Genomic DNA, 24,613 nt, shown 5'->3' with positions numbered 1-24,613 from the left:
AATACTCCGGGGGAGCAGGCCGCAGGCCTGCGGGGGCAGAGCCCCCTCCCCTCAATGTGCCGGTGCCGCCACCGGGTCCAGCAGCGTCCGGCCGCCATCCACCGTCATGATCTGCCCGGTCATGAAGCTCGAGGCATCGCAGGCCAGATACTGCACCGCTTCCGCCAGCTCTCCCGGAGGCGCGATGCGGCTCAGCGGCGTGTGATCCTCGATCTGCTCGCGCTCCTCGCCGTTCTCGCGCAGGCGCTCCTGCAGGCTGGTCGACATGACCGACCCGAAGGCCACCGCATTCACCCGGATCCGGTGCGGCGCCAGCGCCACCGCCAGGCTGCGCGTCATCTGGTCCAGCGCCGCCGTCGCGATCGAGAACCCCATCAGGTCCGGATGCGCCCGCCGCGCCGCGATCGAGGACAGGTTGACGATCGCCCCGGCCGGCGCGTCGGGCGCTTCCTCGGCCTGCTTGATCATCCGCCGCGCCACCGCCTGGCTGACCTTCAGCGCGGTCATCAGGTTCTGCTGCAGCATCACCTCGACCGTGTCGTCATCGGGGTCCAGCGGATCGGACGGCATCACCTGCCGCGAGGCATTGACCAGGATGTCGACCCGGTCGAAGGCATCCAGCGTCGTCGACAGCAGGTTGGCGATCGTCAGCTTTTCCCGCAGGTCGCCGGCAAAGTAGCGGATATTGCCCTCGTCCACGGCATCGCCCAGCTCGGCCTTCAGGCGCTCCTCGTCCATGTCGGCAAAGACCACGTTGGCGCCCTTGTCGGCAAACAGCCGTCCGATCGCCAGACCGATGCCATTGGCAGCACCGGTCACGATGGCGGTCTTGCCCGCAATCGAGAATGTCATTCCATCAAGTCCCTGTTTGTCCCGGGCCCGAGCCTACCCGCCCGCGTGCCCCTTGGCGAGAGGGACGCTCCGCCACCCACAGCCGGAAGCTGCGGCTGCCCTCCAGCGGGCGCACCGTGGTGAACAGGCCCTGCAGCGTCTCGTCATAGCCCAGATGGGCATTTGCCACCAGAAAGAGCCGCCCCGCAGGCGCCAGATTGCGCGCCGCGGCCCGGATGAAAGCGCGCCCCAGCTCGGGGTCGGCTGCACGTCCCGCGTGAAACGGCGGGTTCATCACGATCGCGTCAAGCGGCACCTGGGCCGTCCAGTCGCGGGCATCGGCCCAGTGGAACTGCGCCCGCGGATCGCTCACGTTGATCCGCGCACAGTCAAGCGCGGCATGGTCGGCCTCGACCAGCTCCAGCGAGGTGACGCCCGCCATCATCGCGATGCGCGCCGACAGATAGCCCCAGCCGGCGCCCAGATCGGCGACCCGGCCCACCAGTTCCGGCAGCGCCGCGCCCAGCAGCGCCGAGGCCGGATCCACCGCATCGGCGGAAAACACCCCCGGTGCCGTGACGAATCCGTCGGCCAGCTCCTGCCGCGCGCCCTGCCAGTCGGCAAAGGCATCGCAGGCGGTGAACCAGAACAGCTTGCCATGGGCCTTGTTGACCGGCCCCTCGACCGCGACGCGGCGGCGGACCTCCTTCAGCAGGCTGTCGACGCCGTCGTCCTTCTGGCCATCGACGATCACCGGACCTTCGGTCATCATGCAGGCGGCGGACAGCAGCGCCCGCGCCCGCGCCTTCTCGCGCGGCAGGCAGACCAGCACCGCGGCACAGGGCCCCTCGGCCTTGGCGGCACAGTCGGGGCCCACGGCGCAGGCATAGCCCGCGGCCTTGAACGCCTTGTAATCAGGGTAGAAACCGGTGACGATCCGCAGGCGATCCTGCGGCAGCGGTGCAAGGTCGGTCCCCATGCGCGGGGCCAGGACGGCGATCGGGCCAGAGGACAGGTCAAGCCCCGCCTCCAGCGCAAGAGAGAGGCGTGCAGCCATAGCTTGGCCCGTCATGGGCGGCTTATTCCTTTTCCATCGTGCACTGCAGCGGATGCTGGTGCTTGCGCGCGTAATCCATCACCTGGGCGACCTTGGTCTCGGCGATCTCGTGGCTGAAGACGCCGACGACGGCGACGCCCTTCTTGTGCACGGTCAGCATGACCTCGAAGGCCTGGGCGTGGTTCATGTGGAAGAACCGTTCCAACACCATGACGACGAATTCCATCGGCGTGAAATCATCGTTCAGCAGCAACACCTTGTAGAGCGGCGGCCGCTTGGTGCGCGGGCGCGTGTCGACCACGACGGAAAAGTCGTTGTCGTCACCGCCATCCTTGCCGGCCATCGTCCAAGGGCGGTTCTGCATCATCGCGCGCCTTCGCTTTCTCGCTCGCCGCCGGCCTTTCGCGCCGGCTCTTGAGGTTTCTGGATCAGAAAGCTGTATATAACGTGTGCCCCCGAAGTTGAAAGGGCGACAAAAAGGAGGCCTTGGGAAATGGGCGAAAATATCGCAGCGGTGGCCTTCGATGCCGATGACACGCTCTGGCACAACGAGCGTTTCTTCCAGATCACCCAGGAGCGATTCGCCGCCCTGCTGAAGGATCACGCCGATCCCGCGCATCTGGACCAGGCCCTGCTGGCGGCCGAGCGCCGCAACCTTGGCCATTACGGCTTTGGCATCAAGGGCTTCATGCTGTCGATGATCGAAACCGCGCTGGAGGTCACCGAAAACCGCGTCCCCGGCAGCGTGATCCGCCAGATCATCGAGGCCGGCCAGGAGATGCTCTCGCATCCGATCGAGCTTCTGCCCCATGCCCGCGAGGCGGTCGAGGACAGCCTGGCGCGCGGCCTGCAGGTGCTGCTGATCACCAAGGGCGACCTGCTGGACCAGGAACGCAAGCTGGCGCAATCGGGGCTGGGGGATCTGTTCGACCAGGTCGAGATCGTCTCGGACAAGACGACGCCCGTCTACCAGGCGCTGTTCGCGCGGCATGGAATCGACCCCACGCGGGCGCTGATGGTGGGCAATTCGCTGAAATCCGACGTGCTGCCGGTGATCGCCGCGGGCGGCTGGGGCGTGCACATCCCGCAGGCGCTGCTCTGGGCGCTGGAACATGCCGAACCCCCGGCGCAAGCCGACAGGTTCCATGCCCTGGAGCATCTTGGGCAACTTTCCGCCCTTCTGGACGAGATCGCCTGATTTCAAAGGCTCCGAGGTGCGAAAACCGCAACCCGATTGCAACAGTTTTGACCTAAGCCGACCGGCCCGCGTGGCCGGTCTTGTGTGTGACCCTTTGGACATCACCACATGTGGATGACCCGTGCCGCTAGGTCAAATCCCCTTTTTTTCATGACTTTGCGCTAAATTCAGCCTGTGTTAACCTTATCGCAAAGCTAGTCGGACAAACCGGCAGCAGTGAGGCAGTAATAGGTGAGACAGATGGCGGCGCGGGGGCTTCGGCTTGTCCGGAACGGATGGTTTGCGAATTTCCTGACTTTGATTGGCGTGGCGGTCATCGCCGTGACGCTGATGGGCACGACGGCGCGGGCGGCGCCCTATGCGGCCCTGGTGATGGATGCGCGCACGGGTCAGGTTCTGTATGCGCAGAATGCGGACACGCCGCTGCATCCGGCCTCGCTGACCAAGATGATGACCCTCTACATCTGCTTCGAGGCCATCCGCAACGGCGAGATCAGCCTGGACACGCCGGTGACGATCTCGCGTTACGCGGCCGGGATGGAACCTTCGAAGCTGGGGATGCACCCCGGCCAGAAGATCAAGCTGCGCTATCTGATCCGCGCGGCGGCCGTGAAATCCGCCAATGATGCCGCCGCCGCCATCGGCGAGGCGATCGAGGGCAACCAGACCGCCTTTGCCGCACGGATGAACCGCACCGCCAAGGCGCTCGGGATGAAGAATTCGCATTTCGTCAACATGAACGGCCTGACCGCAGCGGGGCATTTGTCGACCGCGCGCGACATGTCGATCCTGGGGCGTCACCTGCTGTATGATTACCCGCAGTACTACAACCTGTTCTCGCGCCGCTCGGCGGATGCGGGCGGCAAGACCGTCTACAACACCAACCGTCGGCTGCTCAGCAGCTATGAGGGCGCCGACGGCATCAAGACCGGCTATACCGTCGCGTCGGGGTCGAATCTGGTGGCCTCGGCCAAGCGCGGCAACGTGCGAATCATCGCCACCGTCTTCGGCGGCCAGTCCGCCGTGTGGCGCGACAACCGCGTGAAGGAACTGCTGGACATGGGCTTTGCCAAGGCGCCGCGCAGCGCCCGCTTCGTCCCCCCTGCCCCGCCGCGCTACCGTGGTGGCAGCCAGATGCTGGTGGCCAAGCGCGACACCGCCCCCGATCCGGTGATGCGGACCTCGCTGCGACCGCAGCTGCGACCGCAGCCCCAGCCTGTTGCCGTGGCTGCCGTCGTGCCGCCGCCGGTGAACCCGGACGTGAACGCCAAGGCCGCAGCGCTGGCGCTGGCCTCGATCGCGCCGGCCCAGGCCGTGCCGCCAGAGATGCCCCCGGCCGTCGACCCGGCCTCGGCGGTGACGCGGCTGCAGCCGATGGCGCGCCCCTCGGACCTGATGGCGCAGTTCCCCAAGGCCGCCCCCGAAGCCCCCCCGGCCGAGATCCCCGCCACCGTGACCCCGGTTTCGGACGACGCCCCCGCCACGCCGGCAACGCCCGTCATCGCCACGGCCACCGCTCCGGCCCCGCTGAAGCAGGTCACCCGCGACAAGGGCGACCCGGTCTGGGCGGTCAACGTCGGCCGTTTCCCCTCGCGCTTCAGCGCCGAGAAATCCATGCTGACCACCGCCATGACCGAGGTCGAAACGCTGCAGCACGCCAAGCGCGAGGTCTCGCGCGGGGCGACCGGCTATGACGCGCTGTTCACCGGGCTGACCCGCGACGCGGCGGATCGCACCTGCCAGCGGCTGATTGCCCGCAACCGCACCTGCTTCATGGTCGGCCCCGACACCTGATCGCCGGCCCGGCACGACGAAACGGGCCAGCGCCCTGGGGCGCGGCCCGCGTCACGCACCTTGGGGGCGATCAGGGCTTGGGGTGGTTGTCCCATTGCTGGGACAAGATGCGCTGACTGTTCCCCTCGGGGTCATCATACTGGTTCGTGCGCACGGACCAGACGAAAGCCACCAGCCCCAGCCCCCCGAGGAACAGCGAAATCGGGATCAGCCAAACCAAAACATCCATCACACCTACCTCAGCCGCAGGGCATTCAGGGACACGGTGACCGAGCTGGCCGACATGGCCAGCGCCGCGATCAGGGGCGAACACAGCCCGGCAATCGCCAGAGGCACCGCGACGACGTTGTAGAGCGTCGCGATTCGGAAATTCTCACGAATGCGCCGGGTGGCGCGAGAGGCCGTGCGCAAAGCCGCCGGAATGGGCGACAGGTCGCCACCCAAAAGCACCACATCAGAGGCAACCCGCGCAGCATCCAGCGCCGATGCCGGCGAAATCGAGGCATGGGCGGAAATCAGCGCAGCCGTGTCGTTCAGCCCGTCGCCCACCATCAGCACCTTCGCCCCTGCCGCCTGCAGCGCCTGCACCCGGTCCGCCTTGTCCGAGGGCAGCGCACCGCCCTGCCAGTCGTCGATGCCCAGACGCTCGGCCAGGGCCTGCACCGCCGCCGGCGCATCGCCCGACAGCAGCAGCACCCGCCGCCCGTCGGCCTTCAGCGCCTGCACCGCCGCCTCGGCGCCCGAGCGCAGGCTGTCGGCGAACAGGAAGACCCTTGGCGCCCCCTGCCCGTCCTCCAGCCAGGCGGCGGTCTGTGCGGGGTCCTGCGGGGCGTCCAGCCAGCTGCCGCGTCCCAGCCGCACCCGGCGGCCGTCCAGCCGCCCCTCGGTGCCGTAGCCCGGGCGTTCGTGCAGATCCCGCACCGGGGCGGGGGGAATGCCGCGCGCCCGCAGCGCCTGGGCCAGCGCACGCGACAGCGGATGGGCAGACCCCTCGGCCAGGGCCAGCGCCAGGGCCAGGGCCTGCGGGTCGTGATCCTCCAGGTTCACCGGCTGCGGCGTCCCGGTGGTCAGGGTGCCGGTCTTGTCGAAGACGACGGTGTCGACCTCGGCCAGGCGCTCCAGGGCGGTCTCGTGCTTGACCAGCAGGCCATTGCGGAAAAGCCGCCCCGAGGCGGCGGTGGTGACGGCGGGAACCGCCAGCCCGAGGGCACAGGGACAGGTGATGATCAGCACCGCCGCCGCGATGTTCAGCGCCACCCGCAGATCGCCGGTGGCGGCAAACCAGCCCAGAAAGGACAGCGCCGCCAGGATATGCACCCCCGGCGCATAAAGCCGCGCCGCGCGGTCGGCCAGAGACGTGTAGCGCGCCCGCCCGCTTTCCGCGATCGCCACCAGATCCGCCATCCGCGCCAGCGAGGTATCGCGCCCGACCGCGGTGGCGCGCAGGGTCAGCGGGCCGGTCAGGTTGACCTCTCCGGCGCTGACGGTCTGGCCGGGGGCGGCCGGCACGGGGCGCGTCTCGCCGGTCAGCAGCGAACGGTCCAGCTCGGATGTCCCTGCGACGATCTCTGCGTCCACAGGCATCCGGGCGCCGGGACGCACCAGCAGCAGGTCTCCGATCGACAGATCCGCGACCGGCACGACCTGTTCGGTGCCCCCGGACAGGCGGATGGCACGGGGCACCTCCAGCGCGGCCAGTTCCTCGGCGGCCGAGCGCGCCACGGCGCGGGTCCGGTGATCCAGGTAACGTCCCGCCAGCAGGAAGAAGGTCAGCGTAAGGGCGGCGTCGAAATAGGCCTCTTCGCCCGACAGCATGGTTTCCCAAAGCGACATGCCAAGCGCCAGCAGAATGGCGAGCGAGATCGGCACATCCATGTTCAGCCGCCCCGCCGCCAGCGCCCGCGCCGCGTTGCGAAAGAACGGCTGGGCGCAGAAGGCGATGGCGGGAAAGGTGATGGCGGCGCTGATCCAGTGGAACATGTCGCGGGTGGCGTCCTCGGCCCCCGACCAGATCGAGACCGACAGCAGCATGACGTTCATGCTGGCAAAGCCCGCCACGGCAAGGCGCATCAGCAGCTCGCGCCCGGCGCGGTCAGTGGCGGTGGCGGCGATGGTGCCAGCGTCGAGTTCATGCGCCTCGTAGCCCGCGGCCTGCACCGCCTGCACCAGCGCCTCGGCGGTGACACCCGGGGCGGCGCGGACCATAGCGCGTTTCAGGGTCAGGTTGACGCGGGCCTCCTGCACGCCGGGCTGGGCGGTCAGCGCCTGTTCGACCGTGTCGATGCAGGCGGCGCAGTGGATCCCCGGCAGTGACAGCGCCAGCGTCGCGTCCTGCACCGCCCGCGCCGCGATATCCTGCGCCGAAGGCGCCGCGGAACAGGCCGGGCAGGCCGACAACGGGGCCGAGATCTGTGCCGTCGTCATGGGTCAGTCCCCGATATGCAGGTCAAGCCGCTGGGTGAACAGCGTGCCGTCCTGGGCGATGGCTTCCAGCCGGACGATCCACTTGCCGCCGCGCAGGGTCAGCGGCACCTCGTAGAAAGCACCGTTCCAGGCGAATTGCGGCGTCACGTCATCGGCGGCCATGGTGGGATGGCCGATGGTGGCGTGCAGCTCCTTCGCGCGGACGGGATGGCCCTCGCGGTCGGTGATCTGCAGGTGGATCATGTCGCCTTCGTCATCGGCGCGCACCGTCCAGCCCAGTTTTTCCTGCGCCGCCTTGCGGATGTCGAATTCCTGGCTGGCGACATAGGAATTGGCGACCTCGAGCCCCGGGAAGGTGCGGATCGCCTGGGTCGCCATGTAGACATTGACCGCGATGATCACCCCGAAGGCGCCGACGAAGCCCGCCAGCACGTGCCAGCCCTTCAGCCGGAAGCCCTGTTCGCCCATGCCGGTATCGCTCATCATCTGGTCCTTCCGTTGAAGACGGTGTCGCGGTGGGCCTGATCGCCGCTGAGGGTGTCGGTGACCGTCAGCTCGACCCCAGTGCGTTCGGCGGTGGCGGGGGCGGTGCCCTTCGGGGCCTCCAGGTAGACGCGGGCCAGATGGGCGCTGTCGGGGGCGACCATCACCGTGTCGTCACTGCTGCCCTCGACCCGGACGGTGATCGCGGGATCGCCCAGGACGCCCAGCCGGAACGGGCGTTCCTCGCCATGCTTGTTGCGCAGGCGGACGTCGTAGACGTTGCGGATCGTACCGTCGGAGAGGGTAATGAAGGTCGGGTTGCGCACCGGCGCCACCGTCATGTCGATATCCGAGCGCAGCGCCAGCGCCACCAGCAGCCCGATGCCGATGCCGGACCACAGCACGGTGTACAGCATCGTGCGCGGCCGCAGGATATGCCGCCAGACGGATCGCGGCGCCTTGCCCGAGCGTTCGGCGGTTTCATCCGTCAGCGCCATGTAGCCCACCAGGCCGCGCGGCTTGCCGATCTTGTCCATCACCTCGTCGCAGGCATCTATGCACAGCGCGCAGGTGATGCAGGCCATCTGCTGGCCGTCGCGGATGTCGATGCCCATCGGGCAGACGTTGACGCAGGCGTTGCAGTCGATGCAGTCGCCCAGCGTCTCTTTCGCCGGGATCGCGCCGCCCACCCCCGAGGGCATCCCCGGCATGGCGATGAAGGGCACCGTGCCGCCCTCTTTCGGGCCGACGACCCGCAGCGAGGCCGCGGCATCGGCCCGTTCCTGCATGGCGGCACGGCGGCGGTGCTTGCCGCGCGGTTCGCCCCGCCATTCGCGATAGGCCACGGTGATCGTGTCCTCGTCCATCATGGCGGCCTGGATGCGCGGCCAGGGGCAGGCATAGATGCAGATCTGTTCCCGCGCGAAGCCGCCGAAAAAGAAGGTCGTCAGCGTCAGGATGCCCATGGTCGTATAGGCGACCGGATGCGCGTTGAAGGTCAGCAGATCCAGCAGCAGCGAGGGCGCATCGGCAAAGTAAAAGACCCAAGCCCCCCCGGTGGCCAGGCCGATGACCAGCCAGGCGGCCCATTTCGTCAGCCGCAGCCGCAACTTGCGGGCGTCCCACTTCTGCTGGCGTTGCAGGCGCAGGCGGGCGTTGCGGTCGCCCTCGATCCAGCGCTCGACCGCAATGAACAGATCCGTCCAGACGGTCTGCGGGCAGGTATAGCCGCACCAGACCCGGCCAAGCGCCGAGGTGAACAGGAACAGCCCCAGCCCCGCCATCACCAGCATGCCAGCGATGAAGTAGAATTCATGCGGCCAGATCTCGATCCAGAAGAAGTAGAAGCGCCGGTTCGCCAGGTCGACCAGCACCGCCTGGTCGGGCAGGTTCGGGCCACGGTCCCAGCGGATCCAGGGCATCAGGTAGTAGATGCCCAGCGTCACCGCCATGATCAGCCACTTGAGGTTGCGGAAAGTGCCCGAAACCTTACGGGGAAAGATCGGCTCGCGCGCGGCGTAAAGCTTGGGGGCATTGGTGTCTTCGGCGGCCAAGGGGGTCTCCCTGCGGATGAGTTGGGCATCACTGTGGCCTTGTTACCCGAGACCTCTTACCCAACCTTGACCTGTATCAAATCCGACATTTTCCCCATACCTATGCGTGTGCGGCCTGTTGTCCCGCCCCCCCGGGAAGATCGCGGGCCTGGGCGCGGATCCAGCGGCAGAAATCGCGCGCCACGGGCCGCAGATGACCCGGCCGCGTCACCAGGTAATAGCCCTTCTTGCGGCGATCCTCGTACAGCAGCCGCAGCCGGCCGGCCGCGATGTCGGGTTCCGCGAAGGCCCGCGCGATCACCGCGATGCCCCGGCCATCGCGCGCCGCATCCAGCATCATGTTCCCCGGCATCGAGGTCACGCCCTGCCCCAGCTCCAGCCGCGCGCCGTGCCAGGACAGGAAATCGCTGGCCTCGGAGGTGCCCAGTTCCTGCAACCAGGGATAGCCCGACAGCGACGCCGGATCGACCATCCCCGTGCCCGGCACCAGATCCGGCGCGGCGACGATGGCGACAGGGGTCAGGATCAGCAGCTCGGCCTCAAGGCCCGGCCAGTCGCCAGTGCCGTAGCGCAGGGCGATCTCGACCCCGGCGGGGCCCACGTCCTTCAGCTGGGCGGTCGGATCGATCATCAGCGACACGCCCGGATGCGCGGTCTGGAAGCCCGCCAGCCGCGGCAGCAGGAAGGCCCCGGCAAAGGCCGGCGTGCACGAGACCGTCAGCGGCCGCACCCCCTCCTGCCCGGTCAGCCGCGCGATCACCGCCTCGACCCCCGAAAGGCCGCCGATCACCGCATCGGCGATCTGGCGCCCCTCGTCCGTCAGGGCCAGCTGGCGGCCAGTGCGATCAACCAGCCGCAGGCCCAGGTGCTGCTCCAGCGCCTTCAGCTGCTGGCTGACCGCGGCATGGCTGACGTTCAGCCGCGCCCCCGCCGCCACGGTCGAGCCCGTCTCGGCCAGGGCGGCAAGCGCACGCAGCGCGGTCAGCGGAGGCAGGGCCAGCCAGTCGATCATGTAAGGCAGGATTACACGACGGAAAGATTGCTGAATAGCAGAAAGGCTCCTATCGGCGCTACACCGGGGCCAGACCCCGCAAAGGAGCCCAGACAATGTTCCAGATCTTCGCGAAAACTTTCATGACCGCCGCCCGGGTCCAGCCCCTGACTGAGGGGCCCCTGCCCCGGCTGCGCCTGCCCGAACCCGAGGATGAGGCCGCCCTGGCAGCCCCGCCCCGCGAAGCCGAGGCCCGCCGCCCGGCCCTGGGCCGCGCCGGCGCACCCGCCCTGGCGCCGTGAACGGAAACGGCCCGCCCCGGATCACGGGACGGGCCGTTCCTTTTGCGGCCTCGGTCGATGGAAACGCGAACAGGACGTCTCGACCGGGGCCTGTACCCCTCCGCAGTAGCCCCACGCGGAGGAATGTCGTGCCGGCCGGGGTTATTCGCCCCCGCCCAGCTGATGCACATAGGTGGCAACCGCGCGCACCTGCGCCTCGCTCAGGCGCTGGCCCCAGGCGGGCATGACGCCAAAGCGGGCCTGCTCGACCGTGGTATGGATCGAGGCGTAGTCGCCGCCATACAGCCAGATAGCATCGGTCAGATTCGGCGCGCCTTGATCTCGATCACCTTTTGCGTTTTCGCCGTGGCAGGCGGTGCAGTTGTCGGCGAAGACCTGCGCCCCCTGCGCCACCAGCGTGGCATCCTGCGGCGTGCCCGACAGCGACATGACATAGTTCACCACCGCGTCGATCTGATCCGCCTTCAGCAGGCCGTCGGTGCCAAAGGCCGGCATCTGGGAATAGCGCGCCTCGGGGTCGGTCTGGTTCCGCACGCCATGGGTGACGGTATAGTAGATGTCGGTGATCTTGCCGCCCCACAGCCAGTCGTCATCCAGCAGGTTCGGAAAGCCCGTGGCCCCCGCCGCCCCCGAGCCATGGCACTGCGCGCACCAGGTTTTGAACACAGCCGCCCCGGCGGAAACGGCATAGCCGTTCAGATTGGGGTCCTGCGGGATCTGCGTCAGCTCGGTCGAGGCCAGCTGGGCGTTGATGCCCGCATTGGCCGCGTCGACCTCGGCGATGCGCTTGGCGACCTGCCCCCGGGTCGAGAACCCCAGCAGGCCCGGCGTCGCCCCCTTGATCAAGGGCCAGGCCGGCATCGCGATCGAATAGCACAGCCCCCAGAAGATGCAGGCGTAGAAGGTCCACAGCCACCAGCGCGGCAATGGCGTGTTGAGCTCTTCGATACCATCCCAGCTGTGGCCGGTGGTGCCGTGCTTTTCCTTAAGATCGTCGCTCATCTCACAGATCCTTTCCCGCGGGGCGCATCCCGGGCGCGCCCGGGCGGTCGTCGGCAGGTTTGGCCGCGGCGGGCCGGTCCTCGTGGCGGAAGGGGATGCCCGCCGTGTCGCGATAGGTCTTGCGGCTGCCGGGCCGGATAACCCACAGCCCCACCGCCACGAAGAAGGCGAACATCATCAGCAGCATCCAGCTGTCCGCGAATTCCCGCATCAGGGAATAGGTGCTCATCTCTCCCTCCCCCTCAGCGGCTGGCATCGGGCGTGAAGGTCGAGAAATCGACCAGCGTGCCCAGCATCTGCAGATAGGCGATCAACGCATCCATCTCGGAAATCCCGGGCTGGCCGTCGAAATTGCGCACCTGCACCTTGTCGCCATAGCGTTCGACCAGGCCGTCGGTATCGGCATCCGGGTCGGCCTGGGCGGCGAAATCGCGCCCCGCCTCCTTCAGCATCGCCTCGGTATAGGGGACGCCGACGACCCTGTGGGTGCGCATCTCGTCCTCGATGAAGCGGCCGTCGATCTTGGCCTTCAGCAGGAAGCCGTATTTCGGCATCACCGATTCCGGCACCACGCTTTGCGGGTTGGTCAGGTGGTCGATGTGCCAGGCGTCGGAATAGCGCCCGCCCACCCGCGCCAGATCCGGCCCGGTGCGTTTCGACCCCCACTGGAACGGGTGGTCATACATCGATTCCGCCGCCAGAGAGTAATGGCCGTAACGCTCGACCTCGTCGCGCATCGGGCGGATCATCTGGGAATGGCAGACATAGCAGCCCTCGCGGACGTAGATGTCGCGCCCCGCCAGTTCCAGCGGCGTGTAGGGGCGCATCCCCTCGACCTTCTCGATGGTGTTTTCCAGGTAGAAAAGGGGCGCGATCTCGACCAGGCCGCCGATGGTGACCACCGCGAAAGAGCCCACCAGCAGCAGCGTGGCGTTCTTTTCGAGGATGGCGTGTTTATCAAGGATACCCATGTCTCAGCTCCTTACTCGGCCGGAACCAGGCTGTTGTCGGCGGCCTTGGTGGCCGGGGCCCGGGTGGCGGTCAGCCAGAGGTTGACGCACATGATGATCGCGCCGGTCAGGTACATCAGGCCGCCCGTGCCGCGCACCACGTACATCGGGAACTTGGCGGCCACGGTGTCCGCGAAGGAGTTCACCAGGAAGCCGTTGGCATCCACCTCGCGCCACATCAGCCCCTCCATGATGCCGGTGACCCACATCGAGGCCGCGTAGAGCACGATCCCGATGGTGGCGAGCCAGAAGTGCCAGCTGACCATCGACAGGGAATAAAGCCGCTCCTTCGCCCAGAGTTTCGGGACCAGGAAATAAAGCGCGCCGAAGGTGATCATGCCGTTCCAGCCAAGCGCGCCGGAATGCACATGCCCGATCGTCCAGTCGGTATAGTGCGACAGGGAATTGACGGGGCGGATCGACATCATCGGCCCTTCAAAGGTCGACATGCCGTAGAAGCCGATGGCGATCACCATCATGCGGATCACCGGGTCGGTGCGCAGCTTGTCCCAGGCACCCGACAGCGTCATCAGCCCGTTGATCATGCCGCCCCAGCTGGGCATCCACAGGATGACCGAGAACACCATCCCCAGCGTCGAGGCCCAGTCGGGCAGCGCGGTATAGTGCAGGTGGTGCGGACCCGCCCAGATGTACAGAAAGATCAGCGCCCAGAAGTGGATGATCGACAGCTTGTAGGAATAGACCGGCTTTTCCGCCTGCTTCGGCACGAAGTAGTACATCATCCCCAGGAAGCCCGCGGTCAGGAAAAAGCCCACGGCGTTGTGGCCGTACCACCACTGCGTCATGGCGTCCTGCACCCCCGAGAACACCTGCACCGACTTGCCGCCCCACAGGCTGACCGGGACGGCCAGGTTATTGACGACATGCAGCATCGCGACCGTGACGATGAACGACAGGTAGAACCAGTTGGCGACGTAGATGTGCTTTTCCTTGCGGTTCAGGATCGTGCCCAGGAAGACCGCCAGATAGGCCAGCCAGACGATGGTCAGCCACAGGTCGATATACCATTCGGGCTCGGCGTATTCCTTGGACTGGCTGCCGCCCAGCACATAGGACAGCGCCGCCATCACGATGAACAGGTTGTAGCCCCAGAACACGAACCACGCCAGATTGCCGCCCCACAGCCGCGTCGCGCTGGTGCGCTGGACCACGTAGAACGAAGTCGCCAGCAGCGCATTGCCCCCGAAGGCGAAGATCACCGCCGAGGTATGCAGCGGCCGCAGCCGGCCAAAGTTCATATAGCCCTGGGCCCATTCAAAGTTCAGCCCCGGAAAGGCCAGCTGGAAGGCGATGAACACCCCCGCCAGAAAGCCCACGACGCCCCAGAAGGCGGTCGCGGTCACGCCGAAACGGATCACCCCGTCCATGTATTCGCCCGACAGGTCGCGGATCTCGCGCTCCTCGTCGGTGTTGCGCAGCACCCAGACGAACAGGCCTCCCGCCACCAGCATGACCACCAGCGCGTTCACCTTGTAAGCCAGGTCATGGGCGAAATTGGCCGCCATCGCCGCGAAGAGCGTGATGAGGGCCAGCGCCGCAAGCTTGATTACGTTTGTCATTTCGCGTCCCTTCGTCAGTCCCGCGCGGCAGGTTTGCCGGCTGCCGCCCCCACGGAATTGTGACTTCGCGCTTAATGCTGTGCGCGCGACTCGCCTGCCTTGATCTGTATCAACCGTTTCGCACGCTCCGGTTGACGAAGATCAAGGTGCGTCGATTTTCCGCATGCCAAAGTCAGGTTAACGGACCGAAGCATTCGACCGTACGCATGCAGATCAGGAGGCTGACATGGCCTACAAGGCAATTCTTACCGTTCTCACCGAGGGCGCCGACGTGAAGAAGGTCCTCGAAAGGGCCAGCACGGCGGCCGAACTCTTCGATGCCCATCTTGATGTGCTCTGCCTTGGCGTCGACCGCACGCAGATCGGCTACTACTATGCCGGTGCTAACGCGATGGTGATGCAGGAGGCGATCAACCGCGCCACCGAAGAAGCCGAAGCCCTGGAAGTCGCCGCGAAAGAGTACCTGACCGGTGCCGCGATCCGCTGGGCAACCGACACTGACGTCGCCCAGCTGGGCGATATCGGCCGCCATCTTGGCTGGCGCGCGCGCTTCGCCGATCTGGTGCTGCTGCCCCGCCCCTATGGCAAGGGCAAGGGCGCCGAGCTTGAGCCGATCACCGAAAGCGCCCTGTTCGACGGCCGCGCCCCGGTGGTGATCCTGCCCGACAACGACGTGCCGATGCCCGCAGGCAAGCGCGTCCTGGTCTGCTGGAACGATACCCCCGAGGCCCTGACCGCCGTGCGCCGCGCCCTGCCGGTGCTGCAGCAGGCCGACCAGGTGCACATCGTCGTCGTCGATCCTCCGGTGCATGGGCCCGACCGCTCTGATCCCGGCGGCATGCTGGCCAGCTGGCTCGCCCGCCACGGCGTCTCGGCCGAGATCGAGGTCATCTCCAAGACCCTGCCCCGCATCTCCGAGGTGCTGGTACGCCATGCCGCGGACGTTGACGCGGATCTGATCGTCATGGGGGCTTATGGCCACTCGCGCTTCCGCGAAGCAATCCTCGGCGGCGCCACCCGCCACATGCTCGAAAGCTCGGCCCTGCCGATTTTCCTGGCTCACTGACCTGGCGGGGGGGGGGCGGCCTTCAGGCCGCCCCTTCGCCCCTCCGGGGCGAGCCTCCGGCGGGAGTATTTATGGCCAGATGAAAGAACCGGTCCCGCCCTGCGGAACCCGCTCTCTCCATTTTCTTGTTCTCAAATACCTCGGGGGAGCAGGCCGCAGGCCTGCGGGGGCAGAGCCCCCACTGCCCCCGGTCGCCCTCAGACCAGAAGGCCGCCGTCGTTGTCGTCCCCGGCCTCTTCCAGAAGGCGCGCGAAATCCGGCACCGTCACATGTCGCTTGCCTTCCAGCACGATCACCCCGTCCCGCTTCAGGGCACTGATCTGGCGGCTCACGGTTTCCAGCGTCAGTCCCAGGTAATCCGCCATGGCCTCGCGAGTCAGCGGCAGGTCGAAGACCAGATTGCCCTGCGGCATGATCAGATTCAGTGTCGCGTCGCGCCGGGCAATGATCGCCAGCAGGCTCGCGATCTTCTCGCGCGCGGTCTTGCGACCGAGGACAAGCATCCATTCCCGTGCCGCATCCAGCTCATCCAGCGTCATCTGCAGCAGGCGCTGCGCGATATGCGGCGTCGTCTCCATCAGCTGCTCGAAAGGCTTCTTCCGAAAACAGCACATCACCAGGTCGCTGGTCGCCACCACATCATAGGCCGCGCCTTCGCGCCCCGGTCTGCCAACGAAATCCGAAGGCAGCAGCAGCCCCACCATTTGGGTGCGCCCATCCTCCATCGTCTGGGTCAGCGTCGCGATTCCCGACACCACCGAACCCACGAAATCCATCCGGTCGCCGGACCAGACCACGGTCTGGCCGGCCTCGAAGCTGCGGTAGTACTTGATCTCCTCCAGCAGCTCCAACTCATGCGCATCGCAGCGCGCGCAGACCGCGCGGTGCCGGATGGGGCAACCGACACAATCGTGCTGGGGAAAGATCAGATTATCCTGAAGCATGTGGATCCGGTGCCAAGGGCCGAGAGAGAATCGAAAGGGTGTTGATCTGCGTCAAGGCGTTGTCCGCCTGCTTCCCTAAAAGCTAGTCCCATGGTCAACAAAACGCAACTCGCCCGCCTGGGACTGTTTGACGCGAAGGTTCCGCGTTACACCAGCTACCCCACGGCCCCGCATTTCACCGACAGCGTCGGTGCCGATCGGCACGCCGCCTGGATCGAGGCGATCCCCGCGGGCAGTGCCATCTCGCTCTATGTACATGTGCCGTTCTGTCGGCGCCTGTGCTGGTTCTGCGCCTGCCGCACCCAGGGCACGCAGACCATGTCTCCGGTCGAAGCTTACCTCGAGACCCTCCTAGGGGAACTCGACCTTCTGGCCCGCCACCTGCCCGAGGGCGTGCGCCTGTCGCGCCTGCACTGGGGCGGCGGCACCCCCACCCTTCTGACCGCCCCGATGATGGAGACCCTCGCCGGGCGCATCGCCGAGGTCGCCCCCTTTGCCGAAGGCGCCGAATTCTCGGTCGAGATCGACCCGAACGAGGTCGATGCCCCACGCATGCGGGCCCTCGCCCGTGCAGGCATGAACCGGGCCTCGATCGGGGTGCAGGATTTCGATCCGGCGATCCAGACCTGCATCGGCCGCGAACAGGGCTATGACGTGACCCGCGACGTGGCCCTGGGGCTGCGCGAACATGGCATCCACAGCCTGAACGCTGACATCCTCTACGGCCTGCCCCACCAGACCCCCGCCAAAATCACCGACAGCGTCCAGAAACTGCTGTCTCTGGCACCTGACCGGGTGGCCCTCTACGGCTATGCCCATGTACCCTGGATGGCACGGCGCCAGTCCATGCTGCCCTCCGACGCCCTGCCCACCCCGACCGAACGCCTCGACCTCTTCGAAACCGCCCGCAAGCTCTTCCTGTGGGACAACTACGCCGAGATCGGCATCGACCACTTTGCCCTGCCCGATGACGGCCTGGCCACGGCACAGAAAGCCGGCCGCCTGCGCCGCAACTTCCAGGGCTATACCGATGACCAGGCCGAGGTGCTGATCGGCATCGGCGCCTCCTCGATCTCCCGCTTCCCGCAGGGTTACACACAGAACGCCCCCGCCACATCGGCCCATACCGGCGCGATCCGCAAGCAGCGCTTCTCGACCACCCGGGGCCACGTGTTCCGCACGCAGGACCGGATGCGCGCCCGCATCATCGAGGCCCTGATGTGCGATTTCCGCGTCTCGACCGACGAGATCGCCGGCAGTTTCGCCCTGTCGCGCACCACCGTCACCGCAATGTTCACCGAGGCCTCCTCCCGTTTCGAAGGCCTCCTTTCGGTCACCCCCCAGGGGCTCTTCATCCCCGAGGACGCCCGGCCCCTGACCCGGATGGTCGCCCGTCATTTCGATGCCTACGACAGCGCCCGCGCGCGCCATTCCTCAGCCATCTGAACGCGCCGCGTTCCCTGTCATCTGGCCCGAAATACTCCGGGGGAGTCGCCGAAGGCGACGGGGGCAGCGCCCCCGCCCCGGCCGCCGTCCATGCGGCAGCCGAGTTTTTTGCATATTTATGGAAAGATGAAAGCAGGCGCCGCTCAGCGCTCCATCGCGGCGGCAAAAAGCTGGCGCGTGTAGGCTTCCTGCGGCGCATCGAAAATCTGTTCGGCGGTGCCGCTTTCGATCACGTCGCCATGGCGCATCACCATCACCCGGTGGGACATCGCGCGCACCACCTTCAGGTCGTGGCTGATGAACAGGTAGGCCAGGCCGTATTTCTGCTGCAGGCGGCGCAGCAGGTCGACGATCTGCACCTGCACCGTCATGTCGAGCGCCGAGGTGGGCTCGTCCAGCACCACCAGCCTGGGGCGTAGGATCATGGCGCGGGCGATGGCAATCCGCTGGCGCTGCCCGCCCGAGAATTCATGCGGATAGCGGTGCATGGCGGCGGGATCCAGGCCCACCTCGCGCATCACCTCGGCGACCAGATCGCGCGGCTTGCGGCCATCGGCCAGCTTGTGGACCGAAAGCCCCTCGGCGATGATCTGTTCACAGGTCATCCGCGGTGACAGTGATCCGAACGGGTCTTGGAAGACGATCTGCATGTCCTTGCGCAGGCGACGCAGCTCCTTGACCGACCAGGCGCGGATATCCTGGCCGTCAAAGCGCATCGCCCCCTCGGAGCCGATCAGCCGCATCAGCGCCAGCGCCAGCGTCGTCTTGCCGGACCCCGATTCGCCCACGATCCCCAGGGTTTCCCCCGCCCGGACCGAAATCGTCGCGTCGTTCACCGCCTTCACATGGCCCACGACCTTCTTCATCAGCCCGGCCTTGATCGGGAACCAGATGCGCAGGTGGTCGGCCTCCAGCAGCGCGGGCGCATCGGCGGCGGGGGCGCGCGGCACGCCGGCGGCCGCCGCCGACAGCAGCTTTTGCGTGTAGGGGTGCTGCGGATCGGCAAAGATCTGCGCCGTCGGGCCGGTCTCGACGATCTCGCCGTCCTTCATCACGCAGACCCGGTCGGCAATGCGGCGCACGATCGCCAGGTCATGGGTGATGAACAGCATCGACAGCTGGGTGGTCTTCTTGAGATCCGCCAGCAGATCCAGGATCTGCGCCTGGATCGTCACATCAAGGGCCGTGGTGGGTTCGTCCGCGATCAGCAGGCCCGGGCGATTCGCCAGCGCCATGGCGATCATCACCCGCTGGCGCTGACCGCCGGACAGTTCATGCGGATAGGCGGTCAGGCGGCTTTCGGCATCGCGGATGCCCACCTGGTTCAGCAGCTCGATCGAGCGGTCGCGGGTTTCCGACGCCATGATCCAGTCGCGCAGGCGCCCCGCCAGCACCACCTTGCCCAGCCACAGCAGCGCCGTCAGCCCGACCGCCAGCGCCAGCGCGATTGCCACCCGCAGCGTGGCCTCGGCGCCGAAGGCCGGCAGGAAGGAAAAGCTGGGGACCTTGGGGGCCGTGGCGATGAAGGCCCCGTAGGCGCCGATGAAGGCGAAGAAGACCGCGATGAAGATCAGGAAGGGCCGCGGGTTGAAGCCCATCCAGGCCTCCAGCAGCCGCTTGCCCTTGCCCCGCCCCTTCAGCCCCTGGTGCAGGGTCATCGATTCCGCCAGCTGCTTTTCGATCGTGTGCAGCGGGTTGAGCGAGGTCATCGGCTCCTGGAAGATGAAGGAGATGTCGTTGCCGCGCACCTGGCGCAGGGCCTCGGGGCGGGCGCCGATCATTTCCCGGCCCTCGAACTGCACCGATCCCGAGACCTGCGCGTTTTCGCCCAAAAGCGCCACTGTCGAGAGCGCCGAGACCGATTTGCCTGAGCCCGATTCGCCCACCAGGGCCACGGTCTCTCCCTTGTCCACGTGGAAGCTGACGCCGTGCACGGCCTCGACCAGACGGCCGTCCTGGCGGAAGGCCACGCGCAGGTCCCTGACGTCGAGAATGCTCATTGGAAGGTTTTCCTCGGGTCGAAGGCATCGCGCACGCCTTCGAAGATGAAGACCAGAAGCGACAGCATCAGGGCGAATACGGTGAAGGCGGTAAAGCCCAGCCAGGGCGCCTGCAGGTTCTGCTTGGCCTGCAGCGTCAGTTCCCCCAGCGAAGGGGCCGAGCTGGGCAGGCCGAAGCCCAGGAAATCAAGGCTGGCCAGCGTCGAGATCGCCCCCGTCACGATGAAGGGCATCATCGTCAGCGTTGCCACCATGGCATTGGGCAGCATGTGGCGGAACATGATCGTCACGTTCCCCACCCCAAGGGCCTTGGCCGCGCGCACGTATTCCAGGTTGCGGGCGCGCAGGAACTCGGCCCGCACGACGCCCACCAGGGCCATCCAGCCGAAGGCCACCGTCAGCACCACCAGCAACCAGAAGCTGCGCCCCAGGATCGCGAAGAGGATGATGATGATGTAAAGCGAGGGGGTCGAGGACCAGATCTCGATGAAGCGCTGGAAGAACAGGTCGGTCTTGCCGCCGAAATAGCCCTGCACCGCGCCCGCCACGATCCCGATGGCCGACGAGGCCACCGTCACGATCAGCGTGAACAGGATCGACAGCCGGAACCCGTAGAGGACCCGCGCCAGCACGTCGCGCTTGGTGTCGTCGGTGCCCAGCAGGTTCTGGGCGTTGGGCGGCAGGGGCGCGGCGCCGGGGCGGTCGACGGGCGTGTCGTAGGAATAGGGAATGGGCGGCCAGATGGCCCAGCCCTTGTCGATGGTCTTGCCATCGACGGTGCCGGTTTCGGCCTGCGCCATGATGCCTTCGGGATCGTCGAAACAGGCGTCCAGCCCGCCGCTTTCGATCAGGCATTTGACCTCCGGGTCGGAATAGACGGCCTCGGTCTGGAAGTCGCCGCCAAAGGCGGTCTCGGGGTAGAACTTGAAGATCGGCATGTAGTAATGGCCGCGGTAGTTCACCAGGATCGGCTTGTCGTTGGCGATGAATTCCGCAAACAGCGACGCCACGAACAGCACCATGAACACCACGAAGGACCAGAAGGCCCTGCGGTTGCGGCGGAAATTGCGCCAGCGCCGCTTGTTCAGCGGGCTCAGCCAGCCCTTCTGGGCGGGGGCTGCGGGCAGGTCCAGCGATGCCATGGATCAGCCCTCCCGGCGTTCGAAGTCGATGCGGGGATCGACGAAGACATACATCAGGTCCGACAGGATGCCGACCACCAGCCCCAGCAGGCCGAAGATGAACAGCGTGCCGAAGATCACCGGATAGTCGCGCGCCACCGCGGCCTCAAAGCCCAGCCGCCCCAGGCCATCCAGCGAAAAGATCGTCTCGATGATCAGCGAGCCCGAGAAGAAGACGCTGATGAAGACCCCCGGGAAGCCCGCGATGACGATCAGCATGGCGTTGCGGAAGACGTGACCATAAAGGACCTTGCGTTCAGTCTGGCCCTTGGCGCGGGCGGTCATGACGTAGTGCTTCTTGATCTCGTCCAGGAAGCTGTTCTTGGTCAGCAGCGTCAGCGTCGCGAAGGCGGAAATCGTCGAGGCCAGCACCGGCAGCGCGATGTGCCACAGGTAGTCGAAGATCTTCTGGTACCACGACAATTGCGCGAAATTGTCGGATGTCAGGCCGCGCAGCGGGAACCACTGGAAATAGCTGCCGCCCGCGAAGACCACCAGCAGCAGGATTGCGAACAGGAACCCCGGGATCGCATAGGCCACGATGATCAGCCCCGAGGTCCAGCTGTCAAAGCTGGAGCCATCCTTGACCGCCTTGCGGATGCCCAGCGGGATCGACACCAGATAGGCGATCAGCGTCGACCACAGGCCCAGGCTGATCGAGACCGGCATCTTTTCCTTCACCAGGTCGATCACCGAGACCGAGCGGAAATAGCTGTCCCCGAAATCGAAGCGGCAGTAGTTCCACAGCATCAGGCCGAAGCGTTCCAGCGGCGGCTTGTCGAAACCGAATTCCTTTTCCAGCTTGGCGATGAATTCGGGCGGCAGGCCCCGGGCACCGGCATAGCTGTCGCCAGCGCTGCGGGTCGCATCCGCCGCATCGCCACCGCCGCCGGTAAAGCCCGCGGTCACGTCCCCCTGCCCCTGCACCTGTGCGATGATCTGTTCGATCGGGCCGCCGGGCACGAACTGGGTCAGGGTGAAGTTGATGATCATGATGCCCAGCAGCGTCGGCAGGACCAACGCCAGGCGTCTCAGGATATAGGCGCCCATCGGTTAACGCAGTGCCCCCGCGGCCTTCAGCGCATCGGCCTTGTCCTTCTCGTACCACCAGAAATCCAGGTAACCCAGGTCATAGGGCGGGATGTCGGGATGGCCGTACATGTCGAAATGCGCCACCCAGTAGCCCGCCTTGTACCAGGTCGGCACCATGATGAATTCATATTGCAGCGCCCGGTCCAGCGCCGAAAGCGAGGCGTTCTCCATCTCCTGGCTGTCGGTGTGCAGCGAGGCTTCGATGATACTGTCGACCAGCTTGCTTTTCAGGCCCGCGGGGTTGAACACCGACACGTCGGCATCCTCCGAGCCATACATCTGCAGCAGCCCCGTCCCGGTATCCAGGCCCGACTGGTAGCCGTCGTAGACCATGTCGTAATCGCGCTTGCGGCGCAGGTTGGTGTACTGGCTGGGATCGACCTTGTTCAGGTCCGGCCGGATGCCGATCTGCTTCAGGTTCACCGCGTAATTGTCCAGGATCGGCTCCAGCGAGGAGGCCGAGGCCGAGTTGACGGGAAAGTCGATCGACAGGACCTCTCCCTTGTCGTTGCGGCGGATGCCGTCGTCGCCGACCTTCCAGCCGGCATCGTCCAGCAGCTTCATCGCCGCGCGCATGTTCTTGCGATCGCCCAGCTTTTCGGGGCTCGAGGTATGCACCGGCGCGGGCGGATCGGTCTTCAGTACCGCCGGGACGATATCGCCGAGCGCCTCAAGGAAGGTCAGTTCGGGGCCGGTGGGCACGCCCTTCGCCTGCAGCGGCGTGTCCTGGAAATAGCTTTGGCGGTGCTGGAACAGCCCGTATTGCAGGCTCTGGTTCGTCCATTCGAAATTATAGGCCAGCGCGATCGCCTGGCGCACCCGCTTGTCGGCGAATTTCGCCCGGCCAAGGTTGAACACGAAGCCCGAGTTCGCCGGAGGATTGCCGTCCGGCAGGTCCTCTTTGACGACATGGCCCGCCTGCACCGCCGGGAAATCGTACTGCGTCGCCCACTGCCTCGAGCTGGTTTCCTGGCGGAAGGTGTAGGTACCGGCCTTGAAGGCCTCGAACGCGGCGGATTCATCGCCGAAATATTCCACCCGGATGGTGTCGAAGTTCCAGCGCCCGACATTCACCGGCAGCCCGTTGCCCCAGTAATCGCGGTTGCGCTTGTAGAGGATGCGCGTGTTCACCTGGTAACTGTCGAGCATGTAGGGCCCGGTGCCCGGCGGCACGTCAAAGCGGCTTTCGTCCAGCCGCGCGCCGGTCTTGTCGAACCAGGCCTTGCTGAACACCGGGGTCGAACCCACCTGGCTTATCAGCGAGCGCCGGGAAATCCCGGTAGCGAAGGTGAACTTGACGGTCAGGTCATCGACGGCCTCGGCGCTCAGGACGCGCTTCTTCACCGCCGAGGAATAGCTGGGCAGGCCCTGTTCGATGAACAGGTTGTGGGTAAAGACCACATCGGCGGCGGTCATCGGCGTGCCGTCCGAGAAGGTGATGCCCTTCCTCAGGTGGAAGATCACCCAGGTCTTGCCCTTGTCGTATTCCAGGCTTTCCGCCAGCAGCCCGTACTGGCCGTGGTAATCATCGGCGCAGCTCGCCAGCAGGCTTTCGTACATCATCGAGGCCAGCGCCCCGGCGCGGCCCTTGACCGTATAGGGGTTCAGGCTGTCGAAAGTCCCCGACGCCTGGATCGAGATCTCGCCCCCCTGCGGCGCCTCTGGGTTCACGAAATCGAAATGGGCGTAATCAGCCGGGTACTTCAGATCGCCGAAGAAGGAATAGCCGTGGCTGGAGATCACCGCGTCGCTGTCTGCGGCCGTGTCCTGGGCCCGGACACCCGCCGCCGAAAGGGCCAGCGCCGAAACCGACATCGACCCGAGGGCCAGAAGCGAACGGCGCGTCATCACCGCCCCGGATCCGCGGACGCGGGAGGCAGTGCGGTACGGGGGACGGTGCATGCGGGGCTCCTCGACAGTCCTTCTGAACATCGGCCGGGGCACAGCCTGCTGCACCCCCGGTTGCAATTAGGCTAATGTCGGCGCTCGGCCATGTTCAAGTTGAGAATGCGTGAAGCCGCCGATCCGCCGCCATGCCGCACGGGAAAGGGCCGCCGGCACCCGCCGACGGCCCTTCAAACCCCGCAGATGTCGGGCCAGAGCGGCCTATTTCGACAGGCTTTGCAGATAGGCGATGACGTTTGCGCGGTCTTCCGCCTTCTTCAGCCCGGCAAAGGTCATCTTGGTGCCGGGGGCGGCATCCTTGGGGCTGGTCAGGAAGGTATCCAGATGCGCGGGCGTCCAGGTGTCGAACTTGGCGCTGAGCGCACCGGAATAGCCAAAGCCCGCGACCGAACCCACCGCACGGCCCACAACACCGTCCAGATGCGGACCGGTGGCATTGTTGCCGTCGATCTTGTGGCAGGCCTTGCATTTCGAGAACACCTTCTCGCCCTTGCCGGCATCGGCGCTGGCCAGAAGCTCCTCAAAGCTGGGGGCCTTGTCGGCCTCGGCGCTGCCACCATCGGCGGCCGCGGTCTCGACCAGATAGCCCTGCATGCCCTCGCCGTGACCACCCGAGGTTGCATAGATTTCCTCGGCTGCGAAATTCCCCAGCAGGAAAACCAGCAGCGTGCCGCAGAAGCCGCCCACGATCTTCGTGAAGGTCATCGTGTCAAACATGTGCTTGCGTCCCTCGACGGTTGCTAACGTTCTAGGC

The 24,613-nt window shown here is 66.3% G+C and carries 23 protein-coding genes; 5 read left to right on the top strand and 18 right to left on the bottom strand.

Annotated elements, in window-relative coordinates:
• Nucleotides 1-51 precede the first annotated feature (51 nt).
• From AC2ITM_RS03105 to clpS, 3 genes are read right to left on the bottom strand one after another with little or no spacing between them, the layout of a single operon-like run.
• Nucleotides 52-852: an SDR family NAD(P)-dependent oxidoreductase gene (locus tag AC2ITM_RS03105; protein WP_486468377.1), complete on the bottom strand. Its 801-nt coding sequence runs from the start codon at nt 850-852 to the stop codon at nt 52-54.
• A gap of 4 nt (nt 853-856) precedes the next feature.
• On the bottom strand, nt 857-1,903 hold the full coding sequence (locus tag AC2ITM_RS03100) for a class I SAM-dependent methyltransferase (protein WP_486468376.1): 1,047 nt from the start codon (nt 1,901-1,903) through the stop codon (nt 857-859).
• A 7-nt stretch (nt 1,904-1,910) separates the two neighbouring features.
• Nucleotides 1,911-2,231, bottom strand: a complete 321-nt coding sequence (clpS, locus tag AC2ITM_RS03095; RefSeq protein WP_486469383.1) for an ATP-dependent Clp protease adapter ClpS — start codon at nt 2,229-2,231, stop codon at nt 1,911-1,913.
• Nucleotides 2,232-2,381: 150 nt separating this feature from the next.
• Between clpS and AC2ITM_RS03090 the strand changes: the two genes are divergently transcribed.
• Both AC2ITM_RS03090 and AC2ITM_RS03085 read left to right on the top strand, forming a co-directional pair.
• Nucleotides 2,382-3,086 carry an HAD family hydrolase gene (locus tag AC2ITM_RS03090; protein WP_486468375.1) on the top strand — a complete coding sequence of 235 codons (705 nt, stop codon included), beginning with the start codon at nt 2,382-2,384 and terminating at the stop codon, nt 3,084-3,086.
• A 306-nt stretch (nt 3,087-3,392) separates the two neighbouring features.
• The gene (locus AC2ITM_RS03085; protein WP_486468374.1) at nt 3,393-4,880 is read left to right on the top strand and encodes a D-alanyl-D-alanine carboxypeptidase family protein; all 1,488 of its coding nucleotides are present in this window, start codon (nt 3,393-3,395) and stop codon (nt 4,878-4,880) included.
• A gap of 70 nt (nt 4,881-4,950) precedes the next feature.
• Here the strand turns inward: AC2ITM_RS03085 and ccoS are convergent, their stop codons facing one another.
• The 5 genes from ccoS to AC2ITM_RS03060 all read right to left on the bottom strand — a co-directional run bounded on the left by ccoS (nt 4,951) and on the right by AC2ITM_RS03060 (nt 10,352).
• On the bottom strand, nt 4,951-5,109 hold the full coding sequence (ccoS, locus tag AC2ITM_RS03080) for a cbb3-type cytochrome oxidase assembly protein CcoS (protein WP_486468373.1): 159 nt from the start codon (nt 5,107-5,109) through the stop codon (nt 4,951-4,953).
• A 5-nt stretch (nt 5,110-5,114) separates the two neighbouring features.
• The gene (locus tag AC2ITM_RS03075; protein ID WP_486468372.1) at nt 5,115-7,304 is read right to left on the bottom strand and encodes a heavy metal translocating P-type ATPase; all 2,190 of its coding nucleotides are present in this window, start codon (nt 7,302-7,304) and stop codon (nt 5,115-5,117) included.
• 3 nt (nt 7,305-7,307) lie between these two features.
• The gene (locus AC2ITM_RS03070) at nt 7,308-7,790 is read right to left on the bottom strand and encodes a FixH family protein (protein WP_486468371.1); all 483 of its coding nucleotides are present in this window, start codon (nt 7,788-7,790) and stop codon (nt 7,308-7,310) included.
• Nucleotides 7,787-9,340, bottom strand: a complete 1,554-nt coding sequence (locus AC2ITM_RS03065; protein ID WP_486468370.1) for an RdxA/RdxB/FixG family protein — start codon at nt 9,338-9,340, stop codon at nt 7,787-7,789. The genes AC2ITM_RS03070 and AC2ITM_RS03065 overlap by 4 nt, the downstream gene beginning before the upstream one ends.
• Nucleotides 9,341-9,440: 100 nt before the next feature.
• On the bottom strand, nt 9,441-10,352 hold the full coding sequence (locus tag AC2ITM_RS03060) for a LysR family transcriptional regulator (protein ID WP_486468369.1): 912 nt from the start codon (nt 10,350-10,352) through the stop codon (nt 9,441-9,443).
• Between the two features lie 95 nt (nt 10,353-10,447).
• On the opposite strand from AC2ITM_RS03060, the gene AC2ITM_RS03055 reads away from it, so the two are divergent.
• Nucleotides 10,448-10,633: a hypothetical protein gene (locus AC2ITM_RS03055; protein WP_486468368.1), complete on the top strand. Its 186-nt coding sequence runs from the start codon at nt 10,448-10,450 to the stop codon at nt 10,631-10,633.
• A gap of 141 nt (nt 10,634-10,774) precedes the next feature.
• Here AC2ITM_RS03055 and ccoP read toward each other — a convergent pair whose 3' ends face one another.
• Genes ccoP through ccoN form a run of 4 tightly spaced genes read right to left on the bottom strand, consistent with a single transcriptional unit; the run spans nt 10,775 to nt 14,225 of the window.
• Nucleotides 10,775-11,635 (bottom strand): cytochrome-c oxidase, cbb3-type subunit III, encoded by an 861-nt coding sequence (ccoP, locus tag AC2ITM_RS03050; RefSeq protein WP_486468367.1) that lies wholly within the window; start codon nt 11,633-11,635, stop codon nt 10,775-10,777.
• 1 nt (nt 11,636) lies between these two features.
• Complete coding sequence (locus AC2ITM_RS03045; protein WP_486468366.1) at nt 11,637-11,864, bottom strand: cbb3-type cytochrome c oxidase subunit 3; 228 nt, start codon at nt 11,862-11,864, stop codon at nt 11,637-11,639.
• Nucleotides 11,865-11,877: 13 nt separating this feature from the next.
• A complete protein-coding gene (gene ccoO, locus AC2ITM_RS03040; RefSeq protein WP_486468365.1) occupies nt 11,878-12,606 on the bottom strand; it encodes a cytochrome-c oxidase, cbb3-type subunit II in 729 nt (242 codons plus the stop codon).
• Nucleotides 12,607-12,617: 11 nt separating this feature from the next.
• On the bottom strand, nt 12,618-14,225 hold the full coding sequence (gene ccoN, locus AC2ITM_RS03035; RefSeq protein ID WP_486468364.1) for a cytochrome-c oxidase, cbb3-type subunit I: 1,608 nt from the start codon (nt 14,223-14,225) through the stop codon (nt 12,618-12,620).
• Between the two features lie 226 nt (nt 14,226-14,451).
• On the opposite strand from ccoN, the gene AC2ITM_RS03030 reads away from it, so the two are divergent.
• Nucleotides 14,452-15,291, top strand: coding sequence for a universal stress protein (locus tag AC2ITM_RS03030; protein WP_486468363.1), 840 nt, complete (start codon nt 14,452-14,454; stop codon nt 15,289-15,291).
• Between the two features lie 197 nt (nt 15,292-15,488).
• Here the strand turns inward: AC2ITM_RS03030 and fnrL are convergent, their stop codons facing one another.
• A complete protein-coding gene (gene fnrL / locus AC2ITM_RS03025) occupies nt 15,489-16,235 on the bottom strand; it encodes a transcriptional regulator FnrL (protein WP_486468362.1) in 747 nt (248 codons plus the stop codon).
• Nucleotides 16,236-16,325: 90 nt separating this feature from the next.
• Between fnrL and hemN the strand changes: the two genes are divergently transcribed.
• Nucleotides 16,326-17,681, top strand: coding sequence for an oxygen-independent coproporphyrinogen III oxidase (hemN, locus tag AC2ITM_RS03020; RefSeq protein ID WP_486468361.1), 1,356 nt, complete (start codon nt 16,326-16,328; stop codon nt 17,679-17,681).
• 143 nt (nt 17,682-17,824) lie between these two features.
• Here hemN and AC2ITM_RS03015 read toward each other — a convergent pair whose 3' ends face one another.
• The 5 genes from AC2ITM_RS03015 to AC2ITM_RS02995 all read right to left on the bottom strand — a co-directional run bounded on the left by AC2ITM_RS03015 (nt 17,825) and on the right by AC2ITM_RS02995 (nt 24,576).
• On the bottom strand, nt 17,825-19,681 hold the full coding sequence (locus tag AC2ITM_RS03015; protein WP_486468360.1) for an ABC transporter ATP-binding protein: 1,857 nt from the start codon (nt 19,679-19,681) through the stop codon (nt 17,825-17,827).
• Nucleotides 19,678-20,823: an ABC transporter permease gene (locus tag AC2ITM_RS03010; protein ID WP_486468359.1), complete on the bottom strand. Its 1,146-nt coding sequence runs from the start codon at nt 20,821-20,823 to the stop codon at nt 19,678-19,680. The genes AC2ITM_RS03015 and AC2ITM_RS03010 overlap by 4 nt, the downstream gene beginning before the upstream one ends.
• A 3-nt stretch (nt 20,824-20,826) precedes the next feature.
• Nucleotides 20,827-21,912, bottom strand: a complete 1,086-nt coding sequence (locus AC2ITM_RS03005) for a microcin C ABC transporter permease YejB (RefSeq protein ID WP_486468358.1) — start codon at nt 21,910-21,912, stop codon at nt 20,827-20,829.
• A gap of 3 nt (nt 21,913-21,915) precedes the next feature.
• Nucleotides 21,916-23,802: an extracellular solute-binding protein gene (locus tag AC2ITM_RS03000; RefSeq protein WP_486469382.1), complete on the bottom strand. Its 1,887-nt coding sequence runs from the start codon at nt 23,800-23,802 to the stop codon at nt 21,916-21,918.
• Between the two features lie 258 nt (nt 23,803-24,060).
• The gene (locus AC2ITM_RS02995; RefSeq protein WP_486468357.1) at nt 24,061-24,576 is read right to left on the bottom strand and encodes a c-type cytochrome; all 516 of its coding nucleotides are present in this window, start codon (nt 24,574-24,576) and stop codon (nt 24,061-24,063) included.
• Nucleotides 24,577-24,613: the final 37 nt, after the last annotated feature.

It is taken from the genome of Pseudooceanicola sp. NS-SX9 (assembly GCF_057380705.1).
This window is presented reverse-complemented; position numbering and strand designations above follow the sequence as displayed.